The organism is Geodermatophilus siccatus, assembly GCF_900103785.1.
Taxonomy (GTDB): domain Bacteria; phylum Actinomycetota; class Actinomycetes; order Mycobacteriales; family Geodermatophilaceae; genus Geodermatophilus; species Geodermatophilus siccatus.
This window is the reverse complement of record NZ_FNHE01000003.1, coordinates 426,174-449,151: the sequence shown is the minus strand read 5'-3', so window position 1 is coordinate 449,151 and position 22,978 is coordinate 426,174. Positions and strand designations below refer to the sequence as shown.

The window sequence follows — 22,978 nt, the reverse complement described above, 5'->3', positions numbered from 1 at the left end:
ACGGCCGGCCGGAGCAGGTGCTCCGGCCGGCCATCCCCACGTCAGTCGCGGGCCAGCTTGCGGTAGGTCGCCCGGTGCGGACGGGCGGCGTCGGGACCCAGCCGCTCGACCTTGTTCTTCTCGTAGTCGGCGAAGTTGCCCTCGAACCAGAACCACTTCGAGTCACCCTCGTAGGCGAGGATGTGCGTCGCCACGCGGTCGAGGAACCACCGGTCGTGGCTGACCACGACGGCGCAGCCCGGGAACTCCAGCAGCGCGGACTCCAGGCTGGTCAGCGTCTCGGTGTCCAGGTCGTTGGTCGGCTCGTCGAGCAGCAGCAGGTTGCCGCCCTGCTTGAGGGTCAGGGCGAGGTTCAAGCGGTTGCGCTCACCGCCGGACAGCACACCGGCCGGCTTCTGCTGGTCCGGGCCCTTGAACCCGAAGGCGGCGACGTAGGCCCGCGAGGGCATCTCGACGTTGCCCACCTGGATGTGGTCCAGGCCGTCGGAGACGACCTCCCACAGCGTCTTCTTGGGGTCGATGCCGCTGCGGGTCTGCTCGACGTAGGACAGCTTGACGGTCTCGCCGACCTTGATCTCGCCGTCGTCCGGCTTCTCCTCGCCGACCAGCATCTTGAACAGCGTGGTCTTTCCGACGCCGTTCGGGCCCACCACGCCGACGATGCCGTTGCGCGGCAGCGTGAAGGACAGGTCGTCGATGAGGACGCGCTCGCCGAAGCCCTTGGTGAGGTCGTGGGTCTCCACGACCACGTTGCCCAGGCGCGGGCCCGGCGGGATCTGGATCTCCTCGAAGTCCAGCTTGCGGTACTTGTCCGCCTCGGCAGCCATCTCCTCGTAGCGCTGCAGGCGGGCCTTGCTCTTGGCCTGGCGGGCCTTGGCGCCGGAGCGGACCCACTCCAGCTCCTCCTTGAGGCGCTTCTGCCGCTTGGCGTCCTTGGCGCCCTCGACCTTGAGGCGGGCCGCCTTGGTCTCGAGGTAGGTGGAGTAGTTGCCCTCGTAGGGGTAGGCCCGGCCGCGGTCGAGCTCGAGGATCCACTGGGCCACGTTGTCGAGGAAGTAGCGGTCGTGGGTGACGGCCACGACGGTGCCGGCGTACTTCTCCAGGTGCTGCTCCAGCCAGGCGACGCTCTCGGCGTCGAGGTGGTTGGTGGGCTCGTCGAGCAACAGCAGGTCCGGCGCCTCGAGCAGCAGCTTGCACAGCGCCACACGGCGGCGCTCACCACCGGAGAGGACCGTGACGTCGGCGTCGCCCGGCGGGCAGCGCAGCGCGTCCATGGCCTGCTCGATGCGGGCGTCGAGCTCCCAGCCGTCGTGGTTCTCGATGTACTCCATGAGCTCGCCCTGCTCGGCCAGCAGCGCGTCGAAGTCGGCGTCGGGCTCCCCCATCGCCGCGCTGACCTCCTCGAAGCGGGTCAGCGCGTCACGGAGGGGCTTGACCGCCTCCTCGACGTTGCCGCGGACGTCGAGCTCCTCGTTGAGCGGCGGCTCCTGCAGCAGGATGCCCACCGTGGCACCCGGCGCGAGGCTGGCGTCGCCGTTGGAGGGCTGCTGCATGCCGGCCATGATCTGGAGGACGGTCGACTTGCCGGCACCGTTCGGGCCGAGGACGCCGATCTTGGCGCCGGGCAGGAACGACAGGGTGACGTCGTCCAGGATCACCTTGTCGCCGTGCGCCTTGCGCGCACGCACCATCGTGTAGATGTACTGAGCCACTGGGCTTCGAGGCCTTCCGTCGGTTCGCGAGTGGCGGGCGGGCCGGCCGGTGCCGGCCCGCCCCCGTGCGTTCTCCCCTCCGATCCTCCCAGCCCGGGCGCTCAGGTGTGCGCGGGCTCCGTGGCGAGGTCGGCGGTGTCCACGGAGTGCAACGTCTCGGGACCGGCCTCGTAGTCCCGACCGCGCACCAACTCCTCGTCCCCCGGGTGCGCCGGGGCCGGCACCGGCTCCGCGGGACGGGCCGACCGGCTTCGCCTGAACACCCCGACGCCGCGCGCCAGGTTGTGGCCCACTACGGCGGCGCGGATGCGGGGCGTGCTGCGCCGACCGTTCTCGCTCTCCCAGCTGTGCGTGGTCAGGGTGCCCTGGACGATGACCGGATCGCCCTTGCTGACGCTGCCGGAGACGTTGCCGGACAGGTCGTTCCAGCACTCGACGTCGACCCAGAAGGTGCCGGCGTCGACGAACTCCTGGGTCTGGGGGTCGAAGCGACGCGCGGTCGAGGCCAGGCGGAAGTTGGTGACCGCGCCGTTCTCCAGGCTGACGCGGCGCGGCGAGTCGACGACGTTGCCGACGACGGTGACGTGGGTGTCGTTCACGGTGCTCCTCAGGGGGCTGTCCGCCAGGTCCGGCGGGGACCGGCGCTGTGCCGGTGCACCCAGGACCCTGAGCCGCCGTGGACCCACGCACCGTGCAGGAGAGGGATCTGTGGACGAGGTCAGCGCCTGTGGACGGCTCGGCGCCGGATGCCGGACGCCGGTGTTCCCCTCCCGGCCGTGACCGACTCGGGGACGACGTCCGCACACCGCCCATACCCGTGCCGTGAGGTGTACCGGGCCGTCGTGGGCCGCGACAGCAGGCCGACAGCGGCGGGAGCGCGGGAGCCCGACCACGGAGGTGCGATGATCGGAGCCCGAGCGCCCGTAGCTCAGCGGATAGAGCAGGTGCCTTCTAAGCACTTGGTCGCAGGTTCGATCCCTGCCGGGCGCACTTCGGACCTCTGACCTGCTGGTCCAGCTGGATCAGAGTCTTCGGCTCTTCGCGCAGCGCTCTGCAGCGGCTGTCGCCATCACCCCCACCGCTGCAACGACCACGCTTGCCGAGACGTTCGGTACGGGGAGACCCGAGGCGCCAGGAGCGGGGGGACGGAGGGGACGCACACGAGAGCACCAGCGCCGTTGGCTGGACCCGGGGAGATCAGGACTGCACGACTCCTCGTCAGGCTTCTCGAAGACCGCCATGTCCCAGTCCATCCTCGGATCGCCTGCTGACTGCCACTGGGACATCCGAGCCGACTTCCCACATCGAGCCCCTGGATGACCTGCGACGCAGGCTGAGGCAGTCCGGCACCGGCGGCACCGGAGCCGATCGGATCACGACCTTGCCGACGGTCGCAGTGAAGCGGCCGAGCCGGCCGTCGAACACGATCGGGCGGGAGGAAGTCAGAGGCGAGCCAGCGAGCGGCCACAGATATGAACACCACGAATGACCCACGTGTCGCAGAACAGCGTTCTCGCGACAGGCCCTCAGCCGCGCCCGACGGCATTGTTGGACAGAGGGCCCATGAGGTCTTGTAGCGCACCCTGGCGCGGCTATGAAGACCTGGGGCATACTGCGCTCGACGTGGCTGGCATCCATAACGAGGTTCAGCCACGTCCCCGGAGGTGCCCCATGATCGACGTGACCCTCATTGGCGACACGATATCGAAGATCTCACTGAGATTGAGCAGATCGGCCTCCAACAGACTGCGTTCATGCCTCGACGAGCTGCTGCCGCCCTTCATTCGAGACAGCCGCTTCTTCATGTCGTTTCCCATGCGACTGGTCTTCCGGGAGAAGGCCGAGCTGTTCATGGACTTCAAGTCGCGGGCTCCGGGCATGGCGCCCAAGGAGATGGCTGAGCTCTACGAGCAGGTCCAATCGGTGTCAGTGCAACGGGATACGGACATCAATCGTGCTTGTCTCGACAAGATCGACAGGAGCATCCTGGGCAAGACGGTCCTCGACGCAGGTTGCGGACGAGGGTATCTAGCCGGGAGGCTGGCCGAGAGGTACACCGTCACCGGTGTCGACTTCGTCCTCGGTCCAGACTTGAGCAGAAGACACCCGAGGGTTGATTTCTGCAAGGGCCACATCGAGATGCTCCCGTTCAAGGCCGCCTCCTTCGACACGGTCATATGTGCGCACACCCTCGAGCACGTGGTGCAGATAGAACCCGTGCTACGAGAGCTGCGCAGAGTGGCACGGTGCCGCCTGATCATCATCGTTCCCAAGCAGCGACCATACAAGTACACATTTGATCTCCATCTGCAGTTCTTCCCACAGCCGTACTCGCTACTGCAGGCAGTAGGAAGCCAGCACCAGGCCAAGTGCGTGGAGGTCGATGGAGACCTTTTTCTTCTCGAGGACTGCAAACGATAGCTCCCCGTAGACCCGACACGTCCTGCTCGTCATTCACATACCGATGCCCGGGCCCTGCGGGTCGGCGATGGCGTCGATGAGATGCACCAGGGAGCGACCGAACCGGTCCAGCCGCCACACGACGGGGGTGTCCCCGGGACGTGGGTGTGAAAGTGCCCCAGCAGGTCCTGGACGCTCTGCCAGGGCACCTGAGGCAGTGTCGGTGTACGCCTGTTCGCAGCCCGGCGGCAGCGAGCGCATCCTGCTGGAGGGCGCAGGGCTGGTCAGTGGGCGTGCAACGCGCGGCGTACGGCCTCGGGGACGGCGAGCGCGCGCAGGGCCGCGCCGACTCGACTCTCCTGGGGCGATGCCGCCGAGGTCGGTCCGAGCGGCGACCCCTGGGGCTGGCACACGGTGCCCACCGCGGGCACCTCACCCGTCAGCAGGTACCGGGTGACGTGGCTGTCCACGCAGAAGTTGCCGGCGATGAGGTAGGCGGCGTGCCCCCACCCGGCGTAGGACAGCAGCCGCGAGTTGGGCAGCAGTTGTGACGCCGCCACGGCACCCTGGTAACGCGTGGCCGGGTCGAAGTGGTTGCCGACGACCAGCACGGGCGAGGACGTGCGCGCCGTCCACGGACCCAGGAAGCGGTCCTCCCCGGCGGTGCTCGGCCACGACCGGCAGGGGCTCCAGGTCCAGTTCCAGACCCGGCCGAAGCGGCCGAACCGCGCCTCGGCGCTCTCCGCGGCCGACTGCCATGCCGCGAAGGACTGCGGGTTGACGCTGTCGGAGCAGGCGACGCCGGGCGGGGCCTCGATGACGTTCGGGTACTCCTCCTGTGCCGCTCCGGGCAATCCGAGCTCGGAGCGGATGACGGCCAGGCGCTGCCCCAGCACGGCAGGCGAGAGATCCTGCTCCAGGCCGGCGAGGAAGGAGGCGTAGTCCGACCAGATCGACGGGCCGTACAGCACGCCCAACGTCATGGCGATCAGGTCGTTGTAGGTGACCGTGAACGCATCGCCGGTGAGCGGGTCGGTGAGGGTGGCCGGGTGCCCGCGCAGTCGCTCTCCCATCGCTGCGAACCGCCCACTCGCGTTCCCGCCGAAGGCGCAGTCCGGACCGGCCGCATCGCACAGCCGGAAGAACTCGTCGAGGGTGCGCGCGGCACCATCGGCGCTGCCGATGCGGGTACCGATCGGAGTGGTGAGGGCCTCCTCGCCGTGGCCGGTGGTCCAGGCGATCGGGTCGACGACCCCGTCGATGACGAGGGCCCGGACCCGCGAGGGGAACAGGTTGGCGTAGGTCTGCCCGAGCACCGAGCCGTAGGACACGCCCCAGTAGGTCAGCTGCTGGTCGCCGAGCACCTCGCGCAGCAGGTCCATGTCGCGGGCCGCGTCGGCGCTGGACATGTGGTCGAGAACGGCGTCGCCGTGCTTGGCGCACGCAGCACCGAGGTCGTCGTCGGAGACCCGCTTGGCTTCTTCCTCGGCCGGGGTGTCCGGGTACGCGAACGACGGCAGGATCGCGACTGCCTGCTCGAAGGTGTCGAAGCAGCGCAGCGGCGTGCTGAGGTTGGTCCCGCGGGGGTCGAAGCCGACGATGTCGAAGCGGGCCCGCACCTCCAACGGCATGAACTGGGCGACGGCGCGGGCGAAGTCGACGCCGGAGCCGCCGGGGCCACCCGGGTTGAGCAGGAGCGAGCCGATGCGCTGATCGGGCTCTCCCGCGGGCAGCCGGATCACCGAGATGCCGATCTGCACGCCCTGGGGGTCCCCGTGGTCCAGTGGGGCCGGCACCGTCGCACACTGGAAGCCGTCCCGGCATGCCGACCAGGACACGGTGGGCGTCGCGACGGCGGAGGGGCTCGCCGACGGCGTGGCTCCGGCGGGTGGCGCCAGCAGGGTCACGCTCAGCGCGGCGGTGATGGTGGCCAGTGCAGCGCGGACGCGGCGCCGCTGCCGGCCGGTCCAGGACGAGCTGGTCATGTCGGATCCTCCGCTCGTCCCCGGCGCACGGAGCCGTGTGGCCCCCGTGTCGTCGTCCCGTCGCTCTGCGCGGTCCGCCGCACCGTGCGTCAGCGTGGGGTCGAGACGTCACGAGAGCGTCACCGCACCGTCGAGGAACTCCACCACAGAGACCTCGTCGGATCGCGCCCCGCGTCCTCCGGGGACCGGCGCTGGGTGTGTCGGTGTCACGCCGGCGTCATCGCCACCTCACAGCGTCAGGACCCACAGCCCGACCAGGATGATCACGAGCAGCCGATCCTGGGCACGGGTGCAGGCCGCTGCGCCAGGCCCCGGCGGAGTTCGCGCAGGGCCCGCCTGGCTCCGTGGCCCCGCGGCGACGTGCAGCCAGGCGACTCCTCCGGATGCTGCTCGTACGCCACGCCGGGGGCTGGGCAGGGCATCCGGTCTAGCAGTGTCCTCGGCTGCTCGCCGGGGCGCCGGCGGCGAGCGCCTGAGGGGCCGTCCCCCGGGCCGCGGGTGCAGCCGCCGGCACCGCGTCCAGCACGACGGTCCCTTCGTACGTGGTCAGGACCTCGCCGTTCTCCACGACGTCGTGCATCGTGACGAGCCCCCGAGCGCCCTGGAAGCCGTCGGTCCCGCCCGTGATCGGGTGGGTGCAGTTGCCCTCGATCAGCGCTCCCGTGGACGGGTCGAACGTCGCCCACTGGACGTAGTCGAACGACAGCTCCCCGGACGGCTCGCCCGCGCCACACGCCTCGTCGAGGTCCACGTCGACGCAGCCCACGAACCGCTCGCTGCCCGTTCCGATCACCAGGGAGTCGGACTCGTACAGCGGATCGAACGAGAGGATCCAGAAGTCACCCAGCAGCCCGCCGCGACTCTCGTACAGCTCGGGGCTGACCTGGGTCTGCGTGCCCTCGACCTGCAGCGTCGTCGGCTCGTCGGTCGCGGCGGGCGCCGCGGTGGCTGCAGTCGCCGCTGCCACCGGCGCGCCTGCGACGACGAACAGGACCAGTGCCGTTCTCCGCAGCGTGGCGCTCACGTCATCGACCCCCTCGATCGGGCGCAGCCTGGTGCGGCGCCACGTTGCGCACCTCGGTCAGCGGCGCGGCCCCCGTCGCGAGCTCCTCTCGTGGCGCTCGCTCCGCGGTCGACTCCGGAGCCGTCCCCCATCGGAGCGCGGTCGGGTGCGGGACACCAGGGTCGAACGAACCGGGAACGGCCGGACCACCAGCGGTCGCGCCGACCCGGCCCGGTCAGCGGTGCGCGACGAGGAAGGTCTGTGCACTCCGGGCACCGCGCTGCGCCAGACCTCCGGCCACCACGGTCAGCAGCAGGTAGGCGGCGGCCGCGGTCACCCGCCACCAGCTCGGCAGGGCCACCGCCAGGCCCGTCCACAGCACCGACGGTCCCACGTTGGTCCAGACGGTGTGCCGCTGGTGCTGCAGGTCCTCGGCCGTCCGGCGGGCGAGCCCCACCCGCGCCGGGTCGACGGGCACCCGTCCCCGGACCTGCGCCAGCAGCTCGCGACGCTGGGACACCGCGAGGACGAACAGCGGCCCGTTCCGCACCCGCCGGCGGCGCACGGCGCGCACCTGCCGCACCACGGCGACGCCCGCCACCACGAGCCCGACCGTGGCGAGCGCGAAGCCGGTGACCACCTGCCGCAGCGGGACGCCGGGCGAGGAGCTCTCGCCACCGTCGGCTGCGAGCAGCACGACCAGCCACACCAGGACGCCCGCGCCGAGGGTGGCACCGAGCACGGCGAGCACCCGCCGACGGAGCGTCCGGCGCAGCCGCTGCTCCGCAGCCGCGTCCGGGCCACCGGAGAGCAGTGCCTGCGCCTCCGCCCAGCGGGCGTCGGCGTCGCGGGGCAGAGGCTGGTCGTCGGGCATCGGCCGCAGCACCACCCGTGGACCGCGCCGCGGCCCTTCCCGGCGTCCGGGCGCCACCCGTCCAGGTGACGCCCCCGGGTCAGCGGCCGCGCTGGTCCGGGTGCACCCAGCCGATGGCCGGGGCGACGTGGCGGGCGATCGTCCCCAGCAGCCGGGCGTTGTACTCGACGCCGAGCATGTTGGGCACGGTCAGCAGCAGGGTGTCGGCCTCGCGGACGGCGGCGTCCTTCGCCAGCTCCTCGGCCAGCTGGTCGGGCTCGCCGACGTAGCTCTTGCCGAAGCGGGCGCGCACGCCCTCGAGCAGGCCCACCTGGTCCTCCCCCGAGCGCTCGCCGAAGTACTGCCGGTCGAGGTCGCTGGTGACGGGCAGGACGCTGCGGCTCACCGACACCCGCGGCGTCCGCTCCCAGCCGGCCTCGGCCCAGGCGGCGCGGTAGCGGGCGATCTGGTCGGCCTGCAGCTCGTCGAAGGGGACGCCGGTGTCCTCGCTGAGCAGCGTGGAGCTCATCAGGTTCAGCCCCTGACGCGCGGCCCACTCCCCCGTGGCCCGCGTGCCCGCGCCCCACCAGATGCGCTCGGCCAGGCCCGGCGACTGCGGCTGGACCGCCAGCTTGCCGGGCATGCCGCCGGTCATCCGCGGGTCGGCGTCGACCAGCCGCTCACCCCGGACCGCCGCCAGGAACAGCGCGGTCTTCTGCCGGGCGAGGTCGGCGTCCGTCGATCCGTCCGGCGGCACGTAGCCGAAGGCCTCGGAGCCGCGCAGCGCCGTCTCGGGTGACCCCCGGCTGACGCCGAGCTGCAGCCGGCCGTCGCTGAGCAGGTCGGTCGCCGCCGCCTCCTCGGCCATGTACATCGGGTTCTCGTAGCGCATGTCGACCACACCGGTGCCGACCTCGATCCGGCGGGTGCGCGCGGCCATGGCGGCCAGCAGGGGGAACGGCGAGGCCAGCTGCCGGGCGAAGTGGTGCACCCGCACATAGGCGCCGTCGAGCCCGACCTCCTCGGCCGCGACCGCGAGCTCCACGCTCTGCACGAGCGCGTCCCGCCCGGTCCGCACCTGCGAGCCCGGGATCGGCTGCCAGTGCCCGAAGGACAGGAACCCGATCCGCTTCTCCATCACCCTCACCTCTCGTCGCTCTGCTGCGGTCGAGCACCCGGAACCCCGCGGCTGTTCCCGACGGCGGGCGGTCCCACCCCGGCGGGGGTCCTGAGGCGCCCCAGCAGACCCACCTGCCACACCGGGCACAGGATGTGACGGTGTGTGATCGATCGACCACGACTCTCCGTCCACGGGTTCCCGGCCTGGAGGGATCCGGTCCCGCAGGCTGTCCGGGTGAACCTGAGCGCCCCCGACGTGTCGCGTCCCCAGGAGGGGACCGCCGGCGCTGCCGCCGGCTCGAGGCTCCGCGCGATCGACACCCTGCTGGCCGACCGCGGACAACTCTTCCGCGCCCTGTTCGTCGCCGCGCCCATCCCCAAGGCCCTCGTCGACCTCGACGGCCACCTGCTCGTCGTCAACGACGCGCTGTGCGCCCTGACCGGCCGCACGCCCGAGGACATGGTCGGCCGGCACGTCGACCTGCTCGCCCACCCCGACGAGGCGCCGGTGCCCGACCGCGGCGACGGCCCGCTGGACCCGTGGCTGCGCGTCGACGGCGAACGACGGCTGCGCCGCGCCGACGGCACGGAGCTGTGGGCCACCCAGTCGCACGAGGTCGTCCACACCAGCGCGGGGACGCCGCAGTTCGTCGTCCTCTGCCTGGTCGACGTCACCGACCGCCGCCGCGCCGAGGAGGACCTGGTCCGGCGGGCCTTCACCGACCCGCTGACCGGCCTGCCCAACCGGCGGGCCCTCAACGACCGGCTCGACCACGCCCTCGCGCTGTCCCGCCGCCGCGGGCTGCAGGTCGGGCTGGTCCACCTCAACCTCGACCGGTTCCAGGCGGTCAACGACGTCCTCGGCAACGAGGCCGGCGACCAGCTGCTCATCCAGGTCGCCGACCGGCTGCGCTGGAGCACCCGCGCCGAGGACACCCCCGTCCGGCTGGGCGGCGACGAGTTCCTCATCCTCGCCGAGGACGTCGAGGACCTCGACGGGCTGCGCACCATGGCCGACCGGCTGCTGTCGGTGCTCGACGACCCCTTCCTCATCGGCAAGCGCGAGATCGTGCTCTCGGCCAGCGTCGGCCTGACACTCGGCTCCGACGTCGCCCCCGACGACCTGCTGCGCCAGGCGCACGCCGCGCTCGCCCGCGCCAAGACCGACGGCAGCCGCGCCCGCATCGAGGTGCACGACGGCGGGCTGTCCGACAGCGAGGTCGACCAGCTGCAGCTGGAGGCCGACCTGCGCAACGCCCTGGAGTCCGACGAGCTGCGGCTCTTCTACCAGCCGATCGTGTCGCTGCACGACGAGACGCTGCTCGGCTACGAGGCGCTCATCCGCTGGCAGCACCCCACTCGCGGGCTGCTGCCGCCGGGGGCCTTCCTCGCCGCCGCGGAGGACAACCGGCTCACCTCCCGGCTGGGTGCCTGGGTGCTCCGCCAGGCCTGCTTCGACGCCGCCGGCTGGCCGGCGGGCCTGCGGGTGCACGTCAACATCTCCGCGCGGCACCTCGCCGAGCCGGGCTTCGCCGAGCTGGTCACCGACGCGCTGGCCGAGTCCGGCCTGCCGCCGGAGCGGCTGGAGCTGGAGATCACCGAGTCGACGGCGCTGTTCGCCGCCGACGCCACGCTGCAGGCGGTCTCCGAGGTCACCGACGCCGGCGTCACCCTCGCCCTCGACGACTTCGGCACCGGCTACTCGGCGATCACCGCGCTGCACCGGCTGCCCATCCACACGGTCAAGATCGACCGCTCCTTCGTCGCCGACGTGGTCACCGAGCCCTCGACCGCCGCGCTCGTGCAGGGCCTGGTGCAGCTGGGCCTGGGCATGGGCCTGCAGGTCATCGCCGAGGGCATCGAGGACCTCGACCAGGCCGACTGGCTGCGCGAGCACGGCTGCGAGATGGCCCAGGGCTACGCCTTCGGCCGGCCGGCGCCGCTGCCCGCCACCGTCCCCAGCACCGGGGACGTCGACCTGACCGGCACCCTGCCGCCCGGCGAGGTCACCGTGCAGGACGTGCTGGACGGCGAGGCGGTCGTCACCTCCGGGCTGCCGCCGGTGCCCGCCCCGAAGCCGCCGACCACCCGGGCGATGACGCTCGACGAGCTGATCGCCGAGGGCCTGCCCACCGAGGACCGCCGGCTCGACACGGACTAGGGGCGCGCCCCGAGCACGACCGGTTCGTGTCCTCCGCCTCGACACCGCACCCGGTGGCCCCCGTGCACGGTCCCGCCGCGAGCTGGCGAGCGGTGGGGGGCGAGGGGGTCCTCTCTCAGCCGCGTGGCAGCGCCAGCGGCACCGGGCGCTTGGCGGCGCGGCCGTCCCCCGAGGACCGGCCGCGAAGCCGCCGGCCGATCCACGGCGCGACGAACCCGCGCACCCACGCCGCCTCCTCGGCCAGCGCCGCCCGCAGCGCGCGCGGCGGCTGCGGCGGCAGCGGGGTGCGCCAGTCGTCGTCCACCCGCAGGCCCAGCGCGGTGGCGGCGGCCAGCGCCGTCCGCCGGTGGCCCTCGGCGGTGAGGTGGATGCGGTCGCTGTCCCACATCCGCCAGTCCTGCACCCACCCGGCGCCCCACTGGTCGAGGACGACGGCGCCGTGCCGGTTGGCGACCGACCACAGCGAGGTGTTGAACACCGCCACCCGCCCGCGGGTGCGCCGGATGATCGGCGTCTGCCGCGGGTCCACGCCCGTCGCCAGCAGCACGTCGGCCCCTGCGGCGCGGAAGCGGGCGACGGCGTCCTCCAGGTCGGCGACCAGCCGGTCGGGGTCGGCGCCGGGGCGCAGCAGGTCGTTGCCGCCGGCGACCAGGCTGACCAGGTCCGGCTCGGCGGCCAGCGCGACCGGCACCTGCTCGGCGAGCACCTGGCCGAGCAGCCGGCCGCGGATGGCCAGGTTGGCGTACTCCACCTCGCCGTCGGCCGCGACCGCCAGGTGCTCGGCCAGCCGGTCGGCCCAGCCGCGGAACTCGCCGGGGCGCTGCGGATCGGGGTCGGCCAGCCCCTCGGTGAAGGAGTCGCCGAGGGCGACGTAGCGACGCCAGGAGGTGCGGGAGGGTCCGAGCTGCACGCCTCCACTCCAGCACGGTGACCCGGCGCACACGCGTCCGCCCTGAGAGGCTGGCCGCCGTGCGGACGACGGGCAGCAGGGAGGTCTACCGCAACCCGTGGATCCGGGTGCGGGAGGACGCGGTGGAGCGCGCCGACGGCAGCGTCGGGGTCTACGGCGTGGTGGAGAAGCCCCACTTCGCGCTCGTGCTGCCGTACGAGCGCGACGGCTTCTGGCTGGTCGAGCAGTTCCGCCACCCGGTCGGCCGTCGGGCCTGGGAGTTCCCGCAGGGCACCTGGACGGCGGGGTCGGACGGGTCGGACGAGGAGCTGGCCCGCGCCGAGCTGGCCGAGGAGACCGGCCTGCGCGCCGGGTCGCTGCGCCACCTCGGGCACCTGGACCTCGCGCCGGGGCTGTCCACGCAGGAGTTCGACGTGTGGCTGGCCACCGACCTGACCCAGGGGCCGACCGCGCGGGAGGCGACCGAGGCCGACATGCGGTCGGCCTTCGTCGGCGCGGCCGAGCTGCGGGCGATGGTCCGCGACGGCCGGTTCACCGACGGGCCGAGCCTGGCCGCCTACAGCCTGCTGCTGCTCGACCGCGCGTGACGGAGGACCCGTGCCCTCCGCCGCTCGGAGAAGGCCCCTCCCCGAGCCCTTCGCGAGCTCAGGGCACGCCAGGAGAGGACCGGGGACCCCGCGGGCCGGCGCCGACGGTGTCACCAGCACCTGCGCGCGCTCCCCTGGGCGCACCACCGGGCAGGAGCGTGACTCGGTGCGGGCGCGTAACTCGGCCAGGGCCTCCAGCGCGCCCTCGACCTCGGCGAGCGAGCCCAGCCGGCCGAGGCCGGCGTCCGCCGCGGGTGCGGGACCAGCCCGCTGCGGGCCGTCGGCGAGGAGTCCACGGCGTCCGTGCTCCCGGGCCGGCGAGGTGTGGTCGACTGGCCGCCATGCCGGTCGACCCCGCCACGTTCGCCGAGGCCCTCCGCCAGTACGCCGCCGGGGTGTGCCTGCTGACCGTCCGCGACGACATCGACGACGTCGGCACCACGGTCTCCTCGGTGATGAGCGTGTCGGCGCAGCCGCCGCTGGTCGCCGTCGGCCTCTCCGCGGGCGGCTACCCGGCCGAGGTGCTCGAGGAGGTGGGCAGCTGCGGGCTGACCGTGCTGGCCGCCGAGCACGCCATCGTGGCCAGCCGGTTCTCCTCGGCCGGGCGGCCCAGCGCCCGCCACCTGCTCGAGTCGGTGCCCTGGCGGCGCGCCGAGGGGAGCGGGGCGATCCTGCTCGAGGGCGGTCTGGCGGCACTGGACTGCCGGCTGGAGCGGCTGGTCGAGGCCGGCGACCACGTGCTGGCGCTGCTGGAGGTCACCGGCGTCCCCGTGCTGGCCCCGGGCGGCGCTCCGCTGGTGCGGCTGCGGGGCCGCTACGTCGACGCGACCGGGCAGCCCGCCGGACGGGCCTGAGCGAGGACCACCCTTCCCCCACGCCCCGGAGAAGGACCCCGTCCTCCCCACCCTTCGCCGGCTCAGGGCGGGACCCGGGACGGGGCCGGCGGGTCCCTTGGAGGGTGGCCCCGTTCCCGTACGTCACCGGGCTCGCGGCGGGACTCTGCAGGGGGCCATGGGCAGGCATCCTCGACGGGTGTCACATCTGGGCTCCGGGCGGTGCTGTAGGGACATGGAGCTCGTTCGATCCGCGCGACCCGAGGCCGTCCTGGCGCTCCCGGGCGCGGCCCACCGGGGTGCGACGGGCCGGGTCGGGGGGACCGACGGCGGAGCGGTACCCCGAGCGGCCTCCGGGCCCGTGCGCGCCGACCTCGGCGAGGTGTTCCGCGCGGAGTACCCGCGGGTCGTCGGCGTGGCCGCCCGGGTGCTCGGGTCGCGGGACTCCGCCGAGGACGTCGCCCAGGACGTGTTCCTGTCCTTCGCCCGCTCGTCCGTACCGGCCGGCGAGGCCCGCGGCTGGCTCTCGGTCGCCGCGGCCCACACCGCGCTGAACCTGCTCCGCTCGGGACGCCGCCGCGCGTCCCGCGAGGAGACCGCCGCCGCGGCGGACGACGTCGTCGCGCCCGACGTGGCCGACGCCGTCGTGACCCTCGAGGAACGCCGCCGGGTGCGGGCCGCGCTCGCCCGGCTGCCCCGCAAGCAGGCCGTGGCCCTCGTGCTGCGGCACAGCGGCATGGGCTACGCCGACGTCGCGGCGGCCCTCGACCTGTCCCCCGGGAGCGTCGGCACGACCGTGCGGCGCGCCGAGTCCGCGCTGCGGAAGGAGCTGGACCACCATGCGTCATCCGACTGAGGGCGTGCTGCGCCGCCTGGTCGACGAGCCGGCCGGGGTCTCCGACGCCGACCGGCAGCACGTCGCCGACTGCCCCGTCTGCCTCGCCGGCCTGGCCGCCGTGCGGGCGGACGCCGCGGCCGTGGGCGCCGCGCTGCGCTCCGACGACGCCGTGCACCCCGACCCCGCGGCCGCGTGGCAGCGGCTGTCGTCGGCGCTGCCCGCCCGGGCCGCGACGCCCGCACCCGCGCCGGCCCGCAGGCGCGGCGGGTGGCTGCACCGCCCGGCCGCGGCCGTGCTCGCCTCCGTCGTCGTCCTCTCCGGCGCCGGTGTCGCCGCGGCGAACGACTGGCTGCCCATCTTCCGCACCGAGCAGGTCGCGCCGCTCGAGGTCAGCACCGCCGACCTCGTGGCGCTGCCGGACCTGACCGCCTACGGCGACGTCGAGCTCACCGGGGACGACGGTCCGCACGCGGTGCCCGACGCCGCGACCGCCCGCGCCGAGAGCGGGCTGGACGTCCCCGAGGTGTCCGCCCTGCCCGAGGGCGTGGAGGGCGAGCCGACGTACCAGGTGGTCGGCGAGCTGAGCGGCGTCTTCACCTTCTCCGCCGCCGAGGCCGCCGAGGCCGCGGCGGCGACCGGGGAGCCCCTGCCGCCCGTGCCGCCGGGTCTCGACGGCAGCCGGGTGCGGCTCACCGCCGGTCCGGGGGTGGCGGCGGTCTGGTCGCAGGCCTCCGGGATGCCCACGCTGGTGGTCGGCCGCGCGGTGGCGCCCTCGGCGTCCTCGTCCGGTGTCCCGTTCGAGACCGTCCGCGACTTCCTGCTCTCGCTGCCCGGCCTGCCCGACGACGTGGCGGCCCAGCTGCGGACCTTCACCGCCGACGGCTCGACCCTGCCCATCCCGGTGCCGAGCGACCTGGTGGAGACCTCGCAGTCGGAGGTCGACGGGCTGCCCGCCACCGTGCTCGAGTCCCGCGACCAGGCCCTGGCTGCCGTGGTCTGGGTCGACGACGGCGTCGTCACCCTGGTCGGCGGCGCGCTCGGTGCCGACGAGGTGCTCGGGGTCGCCGGGGACCTGGGGTGAGCACGGCCGACGCACCCGCGGTCGCCGGCCCCGGCGACCCCGCCGTCCGGGCCGCGGCGCAGCTGGTCCGCGACCTGCCGCCGTCCCCGGCGCTGTGGTGCGACGGCCTGCGCAAGCGGTACGGACGGCGCACTGCGGTGGACGGCGTCTCGCTGTCGGTGGGCCGCGGTGAGGTGGTGGGTCTGCTCGGGCCGAACGGTGCGGGCAAGACCACGGTCATCAAGATGCTGCTGGGGCTGGTCCGGCCCGACGCCGGTGAGGTGATGGTGCTGGGCCGGCCCGGCAGCGACCCGGCCGCCCGCGCTGGGGTGGGCTACCTGCCCGAGCTGTTCCGCTACCAGCCCTGGCTGACCGCGGCCGAGGTGCTCGAGCTGCACGTCCGGCTGGCCGGTGCCCACGTCCCGGAGGACGAGCGGCACGGCTGCCTGGAGCTGGTCGGGCTGGCCACCCGCGCCGGGGACCGGGTCGGGGGCTTCTCCAAGGGCATGCAGCAGCGGCTGGGCCTGGCCGTCGCGCTGGTGGCCCGCCCCGAGCTGGTGGTGCTCGACGAGCCGACCAGCGCTCTCGACCCGCTGGGCCGGGCCGACGTGCGCGACGTGGTGCTCTCGCTCCGGCAGCGCGGCGTGGCGGTGCTGCTGAACTCCCACCTCATCGGCGAGGTGGAGCGGGTGTGCGACCGGGTGGTCGTCCTCGACCGCGGCACCGTCGCCGCCTCCGGCACGCTGGCCGAGCTGCTGGGCCGCCGCGAGGTGCGGCTGCACCTGGGCTCGGTCGGTCCCGACGGGCAGGCGCGGCTGGTCGCGGCCGGGCCGGTCGAGCGCGAGGGCGAGTGGTTCACCGTCGGGCTGCCGGCCGAGGACGACGGGACGACCGTGCCGGACCTGGTGGCCGACCTGGTCGCCCTCGGCGTGCGGGTGCACGCGGTGGAGCCGGCGCGGATCAGCCTGGAGGAACGCCTGCTCGGCATCCTGCGCGCCGGCTCCGGGGACCGGTCGTGAGCGCGCGGACGGTGCTCACCGTCGCCGGGCTCACCCTGCGGGAGGCCTCCCGGCGGCGGGTGCTGTGGGCGCTGGCCGCGCTCACCGCCGCGCTGCTGGGGCTGTCCGCCTGGGGCTTCTCGCGGCTGGCCGGCGTCGAGACCGACTTCGGGACGCTGACCAGCGGCCAGGCCCGGCTGGTGGCCTCGCAGCTGCTCAACCTCGTCATGTTCGGGATGAGCCTGATCGCGGCCCTGGGGACGGCGTTCCTCGCCGGCCCCACGCTGTCCGGCGAGGTGGAGAGCGGTATCTCCCTCACGATGCTCGCCCGGCCGGTGCGCCGCTCCACGGTGCTGCTCGGCAAGTGGCTGGGGCTGGTGGTCTTCGGCAGCGGCTTCGTCGTCCTGGCCGGCCTGGCGCAGTGCCTCGTCGTCCAGCTGACCGTCGGCTACTGGCCGCCGGACGTCGTCGGTGCGCTGGCCCTGCTGGCCGGGCAGACCACGGTGCTGCTGACGCTGGGCCTGCTGCTGTCGACCGTCGTGTCGCCCATGGCGTCCGGCGTGGTGGCCGTCGGGCTGTTCGGCGCGACCTGGATCGCCGGCGTCGTCGGCGGCATCGGCCAGGCGCTCGGCAACGACGGCGTCGCCCGGGTCGGCACGGTGTCGCGCATCCTGCTGCCCACCGACGGGCTGTGGCGCGGTGCCATGCACTCGCTCCAGGACCCCTCCGCGCTCGCCCAGTTCGGCGTGGAGCTGGAGGGCTTCCCCTTCCTCAGCGAGGCCTCCCTCACCGCGGCGTACCTGGCGTGGACGGTCGTGTGGGTGGCGATGGTGTGGGGGCTGGCCGCACTCGCCTTCTCCCGCCGCGACCTCTGACCGAGGACCCCCGGGCCCGCGGTGCCCACCCCGCACGCTTCCCCGACCCACGGCGCCCGTCCCGTCGCACCGACGATCACGGGGTCCGGGTGGCGGCACGCCGGGTGGGGCGGGCGTGTCGCCACCGCGACTCCATGATCGTCGGGGAGCGCGGCCGGCGGTGGGGGGCGAGGGGGTCGGTCAACTAGCGTCGGGACCGATGAGCGAGCCGCTGAACCCCTCGGAGTCCGCCGTCCGCCGTGCCCTGGCCCGTGCCGAGCGCGGGGTGACCCTCGACGCCGTCGAGGCCGAGACGCTGCTGCACGCCCGCGGCCTGGGCGAGGGGGAGCCGCTGGACCGGCTGCTCACCGCGGCCGGCCGGGTCCGCGACGCGGGGCTCGCCTCGGCCGGGCGCCCGGGTGTGGTCACCTACAGCCGCAAGGTGTTCATCCCGCTCACCCACCTGTGCCGCGACCGCTGCCACTACTGCACCTTCGTGACCACCCCCGGCCAGCTGCGCCGGGAGGGGAGGGCGCCGTACCTCTCCCCCGACGAGGTGCTCGACATCGCCCGGGCCGGCGCGGCGCTGGGCTGCAAGGAGGCGCTGTTCACCCTCGGCGACCGGCCCGAGGACCGGTGGCCGGTCGCGGCCGAGTGGCTCGAGGCGCACGGCTTCGACTCCACGCTGGGCTACCTGCGCGCGATGGCGATCCGGGTGCTGGAGGAGACCGGGCTGCTGCCGCACCTCAACCCCGGGGTGCTGAGCTGGGAGGAGATCCAGCGGCTCAAGCCCGTGTCCGCCTCGATGGGGATGATGCTCGAGACCACCGCGACCCGGCTGTGGTCGACCCCCGGCGGCCCGCACTTCGGCTCTCCCGACAAGGAGCCGCGGGTGCGGCTGCGCGTGCTCGAGGACGCCGGGCGCTCCGCCGTCCCGTTCACCACCGGCGTGCTGCTCGGCATCGGGGAGAGCTACGCCGAGCGGGTGGACGCCGTCGGCGCGATCCGGGCCGCAGCACGGCGGCACGGGCACGTGCAGGAGGTCATCGTGCAGAACTTCCGGGCCAAGCCGCGGACGGCGATGGCCGGCTCGTGCGACCTGGAGCTGCAGGAGTACGTGGCCGCGGTCGCCGTCACCCGAATGCTGCTCGGGCCCAGGGCGCGCGTGCAGGCGCCGCCGAACCTGAGCGACTCCACCGAGCTGGGCCTGCTGCTGCGCGCGGGGGTCGACGACTGGGGCGGCGTCTCCCCGCTGACGCCCGACCACGTCAACCCCGAGCGCCCGTGGCCCAACACCGACAAGCTGGCCGCGCTCAGCGCCGAGGCCGGGTTCGAGCTGCGGGAGCGGCTGGCCGCCCAGCCGCCGTACGTGCTCTCCCCCGAGCCGTGGCTGGACCCGCGGGTGCGCCCGCACGTCGCCGCGCTGGCCGGCCCCGACGGGCTGGCGGTCGAGGGCCGCGTGCCGGCCGGGCTGCCGTGGCAGGAGCCGGACGAGGCGTGGACGTCGTCCGGACGCACCGACCTGCACGTCGAGGTCGACACCACCGGGCGCACCGGCGACCGGCGCAGCGACTTCGACGCCGTCTACGGCGACTGGGCCGAGCTGCGCTCGCGCACCGAGAGCGCCCGCGACGGGCACTCGACCGCGCTCGCCACCGGCGACCCGGCGGTGCACGCCGCCCTGCGGTCCGCCGAGACCGACCCGGCGGGGCTGACCGACGCCGGGTACCTGGCGCTGCTCGGCGCGGACGGCCCGGACCTCGACGCGCTGTGCGCGCTGGCCGACGCCGTCCGCCGGGACACCGTCGGCGACGACGTCACCTACGTCGTGAACCGGAACATCAACTTCACCAACGTCTGCTACACCGGCTGCCGGTTCTGCGCCTTCGCCCAGCGGCGCACCGACGCCGACGCCTACACGCTGTCCCTGGAGGAGGTCGGGACGCGCGTGGACCGGGCGTGGGCCGCCGGGGCCACCGAGATCTGCATGCAGGGCGGCATCCACCCCGACCTGCCCGGCACCGCCTACCTCGACCTCGCCCGCGAGGTGAAGCGCCGCGCCCCCGGCATCCACCTGCACGCCTTCTCGCCCATGGAGATCGTGAACGGCGCGGCCCGCACCGGGCTGTCCTTCCGCGACTTCCTGGTCGCCGCGAAGGAGGCGGGTCTGGACTCGGTCCCGGGGACGGCGGCGGAGATCCTCGACGACGACGTCCGCTGGGTGCTGACCAAGGGCAAGCTGCCCACGGCGACCTGGCTGGAGATCATCACCACCGCGCACCGGGTGGGCATCCCGACGACGTCGACGATGATGTACGGCCACGTCGACACCCCCGCCCACTGGGTGGCGCACCTGCGCACGCTGGCGCGGGTGCAGGACGAGACCGGCGGCTTCACCGAGTTCGTGCTGCTGCCCTTCGTGCACCACAGCTCGCCGATCTACCTCGCCGGTGTCGCCCGGCCCGGGCCGACGGTGCGGGAGAACCGCGCGGTGCACGCCGTCGCCCGGCTGCTGCTGCACGGGCGCATCCCGAACATCCAGACCTCCTGGGTCAAGCTCGGCGACGCCGGCACGCGGGCGGTGCTGCAGGGCGGGGCCAACGACCTCGGCGGCACGCTGATGGAGGAGACGATCAGCCGGATGGCCGGCAGCACCAACGGCTCGCTGAAGACCATCGCCGAGCTGGAGGCGGTGGCCGCCGCGATCGGCCGCCCGGCCCGGCAGCGGACCACTGAGTACGGCACCCCCTCGGCCGAGCGCATCACCACCGCCCGGTCCGAGGAGGGCCGCCGCGCGCTGGACCTGTCGATCGCCCCCGTCTGAGAGAGGCCCCCCTTCCTCCACACCCCTCGCAGGCACAGGGCGGGTCCCTGGAAGGAGGCCGGGGTCAGCCGCGGGTGTGCCAGAGTGGTGGCAGCGTCCAGGCCGCGCCGAGCCACGCGTCGAGGTCGGGCTCGAGCGGGGACAGCCCGGCGCCCGGGTACGGGGTGAGCTCGCCGAACCACAGCTCCCCGTCGACCTCGTAGCAGTCGACGCGCAGCATGTCGAAGCCGTCGGCGAGCGCCGTGGCGGCCTTGAGCAGGTCGTCGAGGCGCTCGGGCGGGTCGGCGTCCGGGCCGGGCCGGTAGCCGATCGTCCAGGGCAGCGGCGCCCACCCCGGGGTGTAGAGCCGGGTGCCGTGGTCGTCGTCCCGGCCGGTGTGCAGTTCCACCAGCCGGGGCTCCCCGCCGACGACGAGCACCTTGAGGTCGGCCGGCACCACGCCCGGGACGCCGATGAACTCCTCGACCAGCAGGCACGGCCGCGCCCGCCGGTAGGCCCACTCCTCGCTCTTCCGCCAGTACCGCTCCCCCACCCAGCCCGCGGTGCGCCGGCGCAGCTCGTCGACGTCGCCCGGACCGCGGCCGAACAGCCGGCGGATGCAGGAGTGGTTGGGCTTGAGCACCCAGTGGCCGGGCAGGTCGACGTCGGCCAGCTCGCCGACGTCGGTACCGGACCAGAGGGTCTCCGGGACGCGCACCAGGCCCGGCGCGACCGTGCGGGCGTGCTCCTTCATCGCCAGCTTGTCGCAGGTGGGCGCGAGCAGCTCCCGCCGGTCGAAGGTGATCCGCCAGTTCAGCTTCTCGGTGAAGGTGCGCGGCCGCAGCAGCGGCGGCAGGTGCCCGGTCGCCTGGCGGTAGAGCAGGGTCCGGCGCACCGGCGCGGGCAGGGCGCCGGAGCGCGGGACGAGCACTTGCCAACCCCAACAGCCGGGACGGCGACCGGCAACCGCACGCCGGGGGTCCGCGTGCTCCCCGGACACGGGGTATCCGACGGAGGTGCGGACGGGGAGGTGGGTCGTGACCGCGGTCGCCCTCGGGCTGGTCGCCTGCACGGCCACCGTGGAGGGGACCGCCTCGCCCGGCGGGCCGCCCGACCTCGAGGCCGCGCTGTCGGTGCCGGTCCCCGGTCTGCGGCCGGCCGACCCGCCCCCGCCGCCGTGGCAGCTCTGCACGACGGCGCCGGGTACCCGGGCTCCCCGCCTGGACCCCGCCCTCGGGGAGCCGGTGGCCGCCGGTTCCGCCGCCGAGGGGATGACCCTGTACGCCTACGCCTGGGCCGCGTCGGCTCCGATGGTCGCGGAGGCGATCCTCGAGCAGGCGGGGACGGAGGCGCCGGACTGCACGTCGGCCCCGCCGTCCGCGGACCCCGACCCGGCTGTCCGGACCGCCCGGTCGGTGGACGGCTGGACGGGATCGGGGTGGACCGGCATCACCATCCGCACCGAGGTCCCCGGACCGGACCCGGCGGTCGACGAGACCCGCCTGGTGCGCTCGGCCGAGGTGGTCGTGCTCGTCGTCGCCACGGGCTCCGAGCCCGACCTCGGCCGGGTGGTGGACGACCACCTGGCGGCGGTCGCCGACCGACTGGGCTGAGCGTTCCGTCAGCAGCTCCCCCTACGGTGACCGCCATGCCGAAGCAGGTGATCCCGTTCCTCATGTTCCAGGGCGACGCAGGGCCGGCACTCGACCTCTACACGTCGCTGTTCGACGACGCACGCGTGCTCGAGCTCGACCGGTGGGGGGCGGACGGTCCCGGCGCCGAGGGCACGGTGCAGGGCGCCACGTTCTCGATCGCCGGGCAGGTGTTCCGCTGCTTCGACAGCCCGCCGGTCCACGACTTCACCTTCACGCCGTCCTTCTCCATCTGGGTCGAGACGGCGTCGGAGGACGAGCTCGAGCGGCTGTTCTCGGGTCTCGCCGAGGGCGGCGCGGTCCTGATGGAGCTCGGCGACCACGGCTTCAGCCGCCGGTTCGGCTGGGTGAACGACCGCTTCGGCGTGTCCTGGCAGCTCAACCTGGCCTGACGACCGGCCGGCCGTGGCCGTGCCCCGCCGGCGGACGGTCCGCCGCGCCGAGCACGGCGTCAGTCGGGCCGAGCCGCCGATCCCGCCGGCTCGGCCCAGGGCCGAGGCTCGTGCTTGGCCCGGAAGTAGTCACCCCGCTTGCGCGCTGCGTCGTCGGTCCCCCATGCCCGCACCTGCTGGGGGACCGCGGCCATCCGCGGGATGTGCTTGGCGCAGTGGATGTAGGCCTCCTGCACCTCGACGAGCACCCACCTGGCGGCCGCCCGTCCTCCTGACTGCCGCACTCCCTCGGCCACGGACGCGGGGAGCTCCGGTCGGGCGGCCATCAGCTCGTTCGGGACCACCGACGCCCGACCGTTCACGTGCAGTCCGACCCCGTCCCCGCAGAAGTCGACGAAGAGCAGGCCGACGTGCCCGTTCTCCGTGATGTTGCCGAGGCTCCCCATGACCCCGTTGCCGCGGTACTCCGGGAGGGCGAGCGTGCACTCGTCGAGGACACCGACGAACCCCGGCGGTCCGGCACGGAAGGAGCAGTCGACCTCGCCGGCCGCGTCCGCCGTCGCCATGAAGACCATCTCCATCCGGCGCACGAAGTCCCGCATCCGCTCGTTGAGGTGGTCGAGCACCTGGTGGTCGTAGAAGGCCCGTGCCCGCACCGCGGTGCCGAGCAGTTCCTGCAGGCGGTGCTCGCCGTTTGAACCCGGCATGACGTCCCCCGTTCGGGCCGGATGGCGGCCACGACGTCGGACGCCGGGAACGGCGCCCGTGCGCGCGAAGGTAGGGGCAACGGTCGGTGACCGGGCGGCTCCCGGCGCGCC

21 protein-coding genes and 1 tRNA gene are annotated in these 22,978 nt (G+C 74.0%); 12 read left to right on the top strand and 10 right to left on the bottom strand.

Annotated elements, in window-relative coordinates; all coding sequences use genetic code 11:
* Positions 1–41 precede the first annotated feature (41 nt).
* Positions 42–1,712 carry an energy-dependent translational throttle protein EttA gene (ettA, locus tag BLS21_RS08075; RefSeq protein ID WP_091216159.1) on the bottom strand — a complete coding sequence of 557 codons (1,671 nt, stop codon included), beginning with the start codon at positions 1,710–1,712 and terminating at the stop codon, positions 42–44.
* Between the two features lie 101 nt (positions 1,713–1,813).
* Positions 1,814–2,311 carry a single-stranded DNA-binding protein gene (locus BLS21_RS08070; RefSeq protein WP_091216156.1) on the bottom strand — a complete coding sequence of 166 codons (498 nt, stop codon included), beginning with the start codon at positions 2,309–2,311 and terminating at the stop codon, positions 1,814–1,816.
* A 318-nt stretch (positions 2,312–2,629) separates the two neighbouring features.
* Between BLS21_RS08070 and BLS21_RS08065 the strand changes: the two genes are divergently transcribed.
* Together BLS21_RS08065 and BLS21_RS08060 are read left to right on the top strand one after the other, a co-directional pair.
* A tRNA-Arg gene (locus BLS21_RS08065) sits at positions 2,630–2,702 on the top strand.
* A 681-nt stretch (positions 2,703–3,383) separates the two neighbouring features.
* Positions 3,384–4,133 (top strand): class I SAM-dependent methyltransferase, encoded by a 750-nt coding sequence (locus tag BLS21_RS08060; protein ID WP_175479487.1) that lies wholly within the window; start codon positions 3,384–3,386, stop codon positions 4,131–4,133.
* Between the two features lie 33 nt (positions 4,134–4,166).
* Here BLS21_RS08060 and BLS21_RS26430 read toward each other — a convergent pair whose 3' ends face one another.
* The 5 genes from BLS21_RS26430 to BLS21_RS08035 all read right to left on the bottom strand — a co-directional run bounded on the left by BLS21_RS26430 (position 4,167) and on the right by BLS21_RS08035 (position 9,091).
* The gene (locus BLS21_RS26430) at positions 4,167–4,373 is read right to left on the bottom strand and encodes a recombinase family protein (protein ID WP_245700158.1); all 207 of its coding nucleotides are present in this window, start codon (positions 4,371–4,373) and stop codon (positions 4,167–4,169) included.
* 23 nt (positions 4,374–4,396) lie between these two features.
* Positions 4,397–6,097, bottom strand: coding sequence for an alpha/beta hydrolase (locus BLS21_RS08050; RefSeq protein WP_091216151.1), 1,701 nt, complete (start codon positions 6,095–6,097; stop codon positions 4,397–4,399).
* A gap of 427 nt (positions 6,098–6,524) precedes the next feature.
* Positions 6,525–7,121, bottom strand: a complete 597-nt coding sequence (locus tag BLS21_RS08045) for a hypothetical protein (RefSeq protein ID WP_091216148.1) — start codon at positions 7,119–7,121, stop codon at positions 6,525–6,527.
* Positions 7,122–7,335: 214 nt separating this feature from the next.
* Positions 7,336–7,974, bottom strand: coding sequence for a hypothetical protein (locus BLS21_RS08040; RefSeq protein WP_139177049.1), 639 nt, complete (start codon positions 7,972–7,974; stop codon positions 7,336–7,338).
* Positions 7,975–8,053: 79 nt separating this feature from the next.
* Positions 8,054–9,091, bottom strand: coding sequence for an LLM class flavin-dependent oxidoreductase (locus BLS21_RS08035; protein WP_175479486.1), 1,038 nt, complete (start codon positions 9,089–9,091; stop codon positions 8,054–8,056).
* Positions 9,092–9,307: 216 nt separating this feature from the next.
* Here BLS21_RS08035 and BLS21_RS08030 point away from each other — a divergent pair, with 216 nt between their 5' ends.
* Complete coding sequence (locus tag BLS21_RS08030) at positions 9,308–11,233, top strand: putative bifunctional diguanylate cyclase/phosphodiesterase (protein ID WP_091216139.1); 1,926 nt, start codon at positions 9,308–9,310, stop codon at positions 11,231–11,233.
* 115 nt (positions 11,234–11,348) lie between these two features.
* Here BLS21_RS08030 and BLS21_RS08025 read toward each other — a convergent pair whose 3' ends face one another.
* Positions 11,349–12,143 carry an SGNH/GDSL hydrolase family protein gene (locus BLS21_RS08025; protein WP_091216136.1) on the bottom strand — a complete coding sequence of 265 codons (795 nt, stop codon included), beginning with the start codon at positions 12,141–12,143 and terminating at the stop codon, positions 11,349–11,351.
* A gap of 59 nt (positions 12,144–12,202) precedes the next feature.
* Between BLS21_RS08025 and BLS21_RS08020 the strand changes: the two genes are divergently transcribed.
* From BLS21_RS08020 to BLS21_RS07990, 7 genes are all read left to right on the top strand, one after another.
* Complete coding sequence (locus BLS21_RS08020; protein WP_091216506.1) at positions 12,203–12,730, top strand: NUDIX domain-containing protein; 528 nt, start codon at positions 12,203–12,205, stop codon at positions 12,728–12,730.
* Between the two features lie 341 nt (positions 12,731–13,071).
* Complete coding sequence (locus tag BLS21_RS08015; RefSeq protein ID WP_091216133.1) at positions 13,072–13,584, top strand: flavin reductase family protein; 513 nt, start codon at positions 13,072–13,074, stop codon at positions 13,582–13,584.
* Between the two features lie 340 nt (positions 13,585–13,924).
* Entirely contained in the window at positions 13,925–14,419 is a 495-nt protein-coding gene (locus tag BLS21_RS08010) for an RNA polymerase sigma factor (protein WP_091216131.1), read from the top strand.
* Complete coding sequence (locus tag BLS21_RS08005; RefSeq protein ID WP_091216128.1) at positions 14,403–15,482, top strand: hypothetical protein; 1,080 nt, start codon at positions 14,403–14,405, stop codon at positions 15,480–15,482. The genes BLS21_RS08010 and BLS21_RS08005 overlap by 17 nt, the downstream gene beginning before the upstream one ends.
* Complete coding sequence (locus BLS21_RS08000) at positions 15,479–16,480, top strand: ABC transporter ATP-binding protein (protein WP_091216126.1); 1,002 nt, start codon at positions 15,479–15,481, stop codon at positions 16,478–16,480. Before BLS21_RS08005 ends, BLS21_RS08000 begins: the two co-directional genes overlap by 4 nt.
* The gene (locus BLS21_RS07995; protein WP_091216123.1) at positions 16,477–17,334 is read left to right on the top strand and encodes an ABC transporter permease; all 858 of its coding nucleotides are present in this window, start codon (positions 16,477–16,479) and stop codon (positions 17,332–17,334) included. The genes BLS21_RS08000 and BLS21_RS07995 overlap by 4 nt, the downstream gene beginning before the upstream one ends.
* 199 nt (positions 17,335–17,533) lie before the next feature.
* Positions 17,534–20,137: a bifunctional FO biosynthesis protein CofGH gene (locus tag BLS21_RS07990; RefSeq protein ID WP_091216121.1), complete on the top strand. Its 2,604-nt coding sequence runs from the start codon at positions 17,534–17,536 to the stop codon at positions 20,135–20,137.
* Positions 20,138–20,201: 64 nt separating this feature from the next.
* On the opposite strand, the gene BLS21_RS07985 is transcribed toward BLS21_RS07990, so the two are convergent.
* Positions 20,202–21,047 (bottom strand): ATP-grasp fold amidoligase family protein, encoded by an 846-nt coding sequence (locus tag BLS21_RS07985; RefSeq protein ID WP_175479485.1) that lies wholly within the window; start codon positions 21,045–21,047, stop codon positions 20,202–20,204.
* 106 nt (positions 21,048–21,153) lie between these two features.
* Between BLS21_RS07985 and BLS21_RS24565 the strand changes: the two genes are divergently transcribed.
* The gene (locus BLS21_RS24565; RefSeq protein WP_139177047.1) at positions 21,154–21,729 is read left to right on the top strand and encodes a hypothetical protein; all 576 of its coding nucleotides are present in this window, start codon (positions 21,154–21,156) and stop codon (positions 21,727–21,729) included.
* A gap of 35 nt (positions 21,730–21,764) precedes the next feature.
* Positions 21,765–22,160 carry a VOC family protein gene (locus BLS21_RS07975; protein ID WP_091216113.1) on the top strand — a complete coding sequence of 132 codons (396 nt, stop codon included), beginning with the start codon at positions 21,765–21,767 and terminating at the stop codon, positions 22,158–22,160.
* Between the two features lie 59 nt (positions 22,161–22,219).
* On the opposite strand, the gene BLS21_RS07970 is transcribed toward BLS21_RS07975, so the two are convergent.
* The gene (locus tag BLS21_RS07970; protein WP_091216110.1) at positions 22,220–22,867 is read right to left on the bottom strand and encodes a pyridoxamine 5'-phosphate oxidase family protein; all 648 of its coding nucleotides are present in this window, start codon (positions 22,865–22,867) and stop codon (positions 22,220–22,222) included.
* Positions 22,868–22,978: the final 111 nt, after the last annotated feature.

Excerpts from the sequence above, each read along its gene's own strand:
- BLS21_RS08015 (WP_091216133.1), top strand. The coding sequence starts at position 13,072 with ATGCCGGTCGACCCCGCCACGTTCGCCGAGGCCCTCCGCCAGTACGCC.
- BLS21_RS26430 (WP_245700158.1), bottom strand. The coding sequence starts at position 4,373 with ATGCGCTCGCTGCCGCCGGGCTGCGAACAGGCGTACACCGACACTGCC.
- BLS21_RS08005 (WP_091216128.1), top strand. The coding sequence starts at position 14,403 with ATGCGTCATCCGACTGAGGGCGTGCTGCGCCGCCTGGTCGACGAGCCG.
- BLS21_RS07990 (WP_091216121.1), top strand. The coding sequence starts at position 17,534 with ATGAGCGAGCCGCTGAACCCCTCGGAGTCCGCCGTCCGCCGTGCCCTG.
- BLS21_RS08060 (WP_175479487.1), top strand. The coding sequence starts at position 3,384 with ATGATCGACGTGACCCTCATTGGCGACACGATATCGAAGATCTCACTG.
- BLS21_RS07975 (WP_091216113.1), top strand. The coding sequence starts at position 21,765 with ATGCCGAAGCAGGTGATCCCGTTCCTCATGTTCCAGGGCGACGCAGGG.
- BLS21_RS08050 (WP_091216151.1), bottom strand. The coding sequence starts at position 6,097 with ATGACCAGCTCGTCCTGGACCGGCCGGCAGCGGCGCCGCGTCCGCGCT.
- BLS21_RS08040 (WP_139177049.1), bottom strand. The coding sequence starts at position 7,974 with ATGCCCGACGACCAGCCTCTGCCCCGCGACGCCGACGCCCGCTGGGCG.
- BLS21_RS07970 (WP_091216110.1), bottom strand. The coding sequence starts at position 22,867 with ATGCCGGGTTCAAACGGCGAGCACCGCCTGCAGGAACTGCTCGGCACC.
- BLS21_RS08035 (WP_175479486.1), bottom strand. The coding sequence starts at position 9,091 with ATGGAGAAGCGGATCGGGTTCCTGTCCTTCGGGCACTGGCAGCCGATC.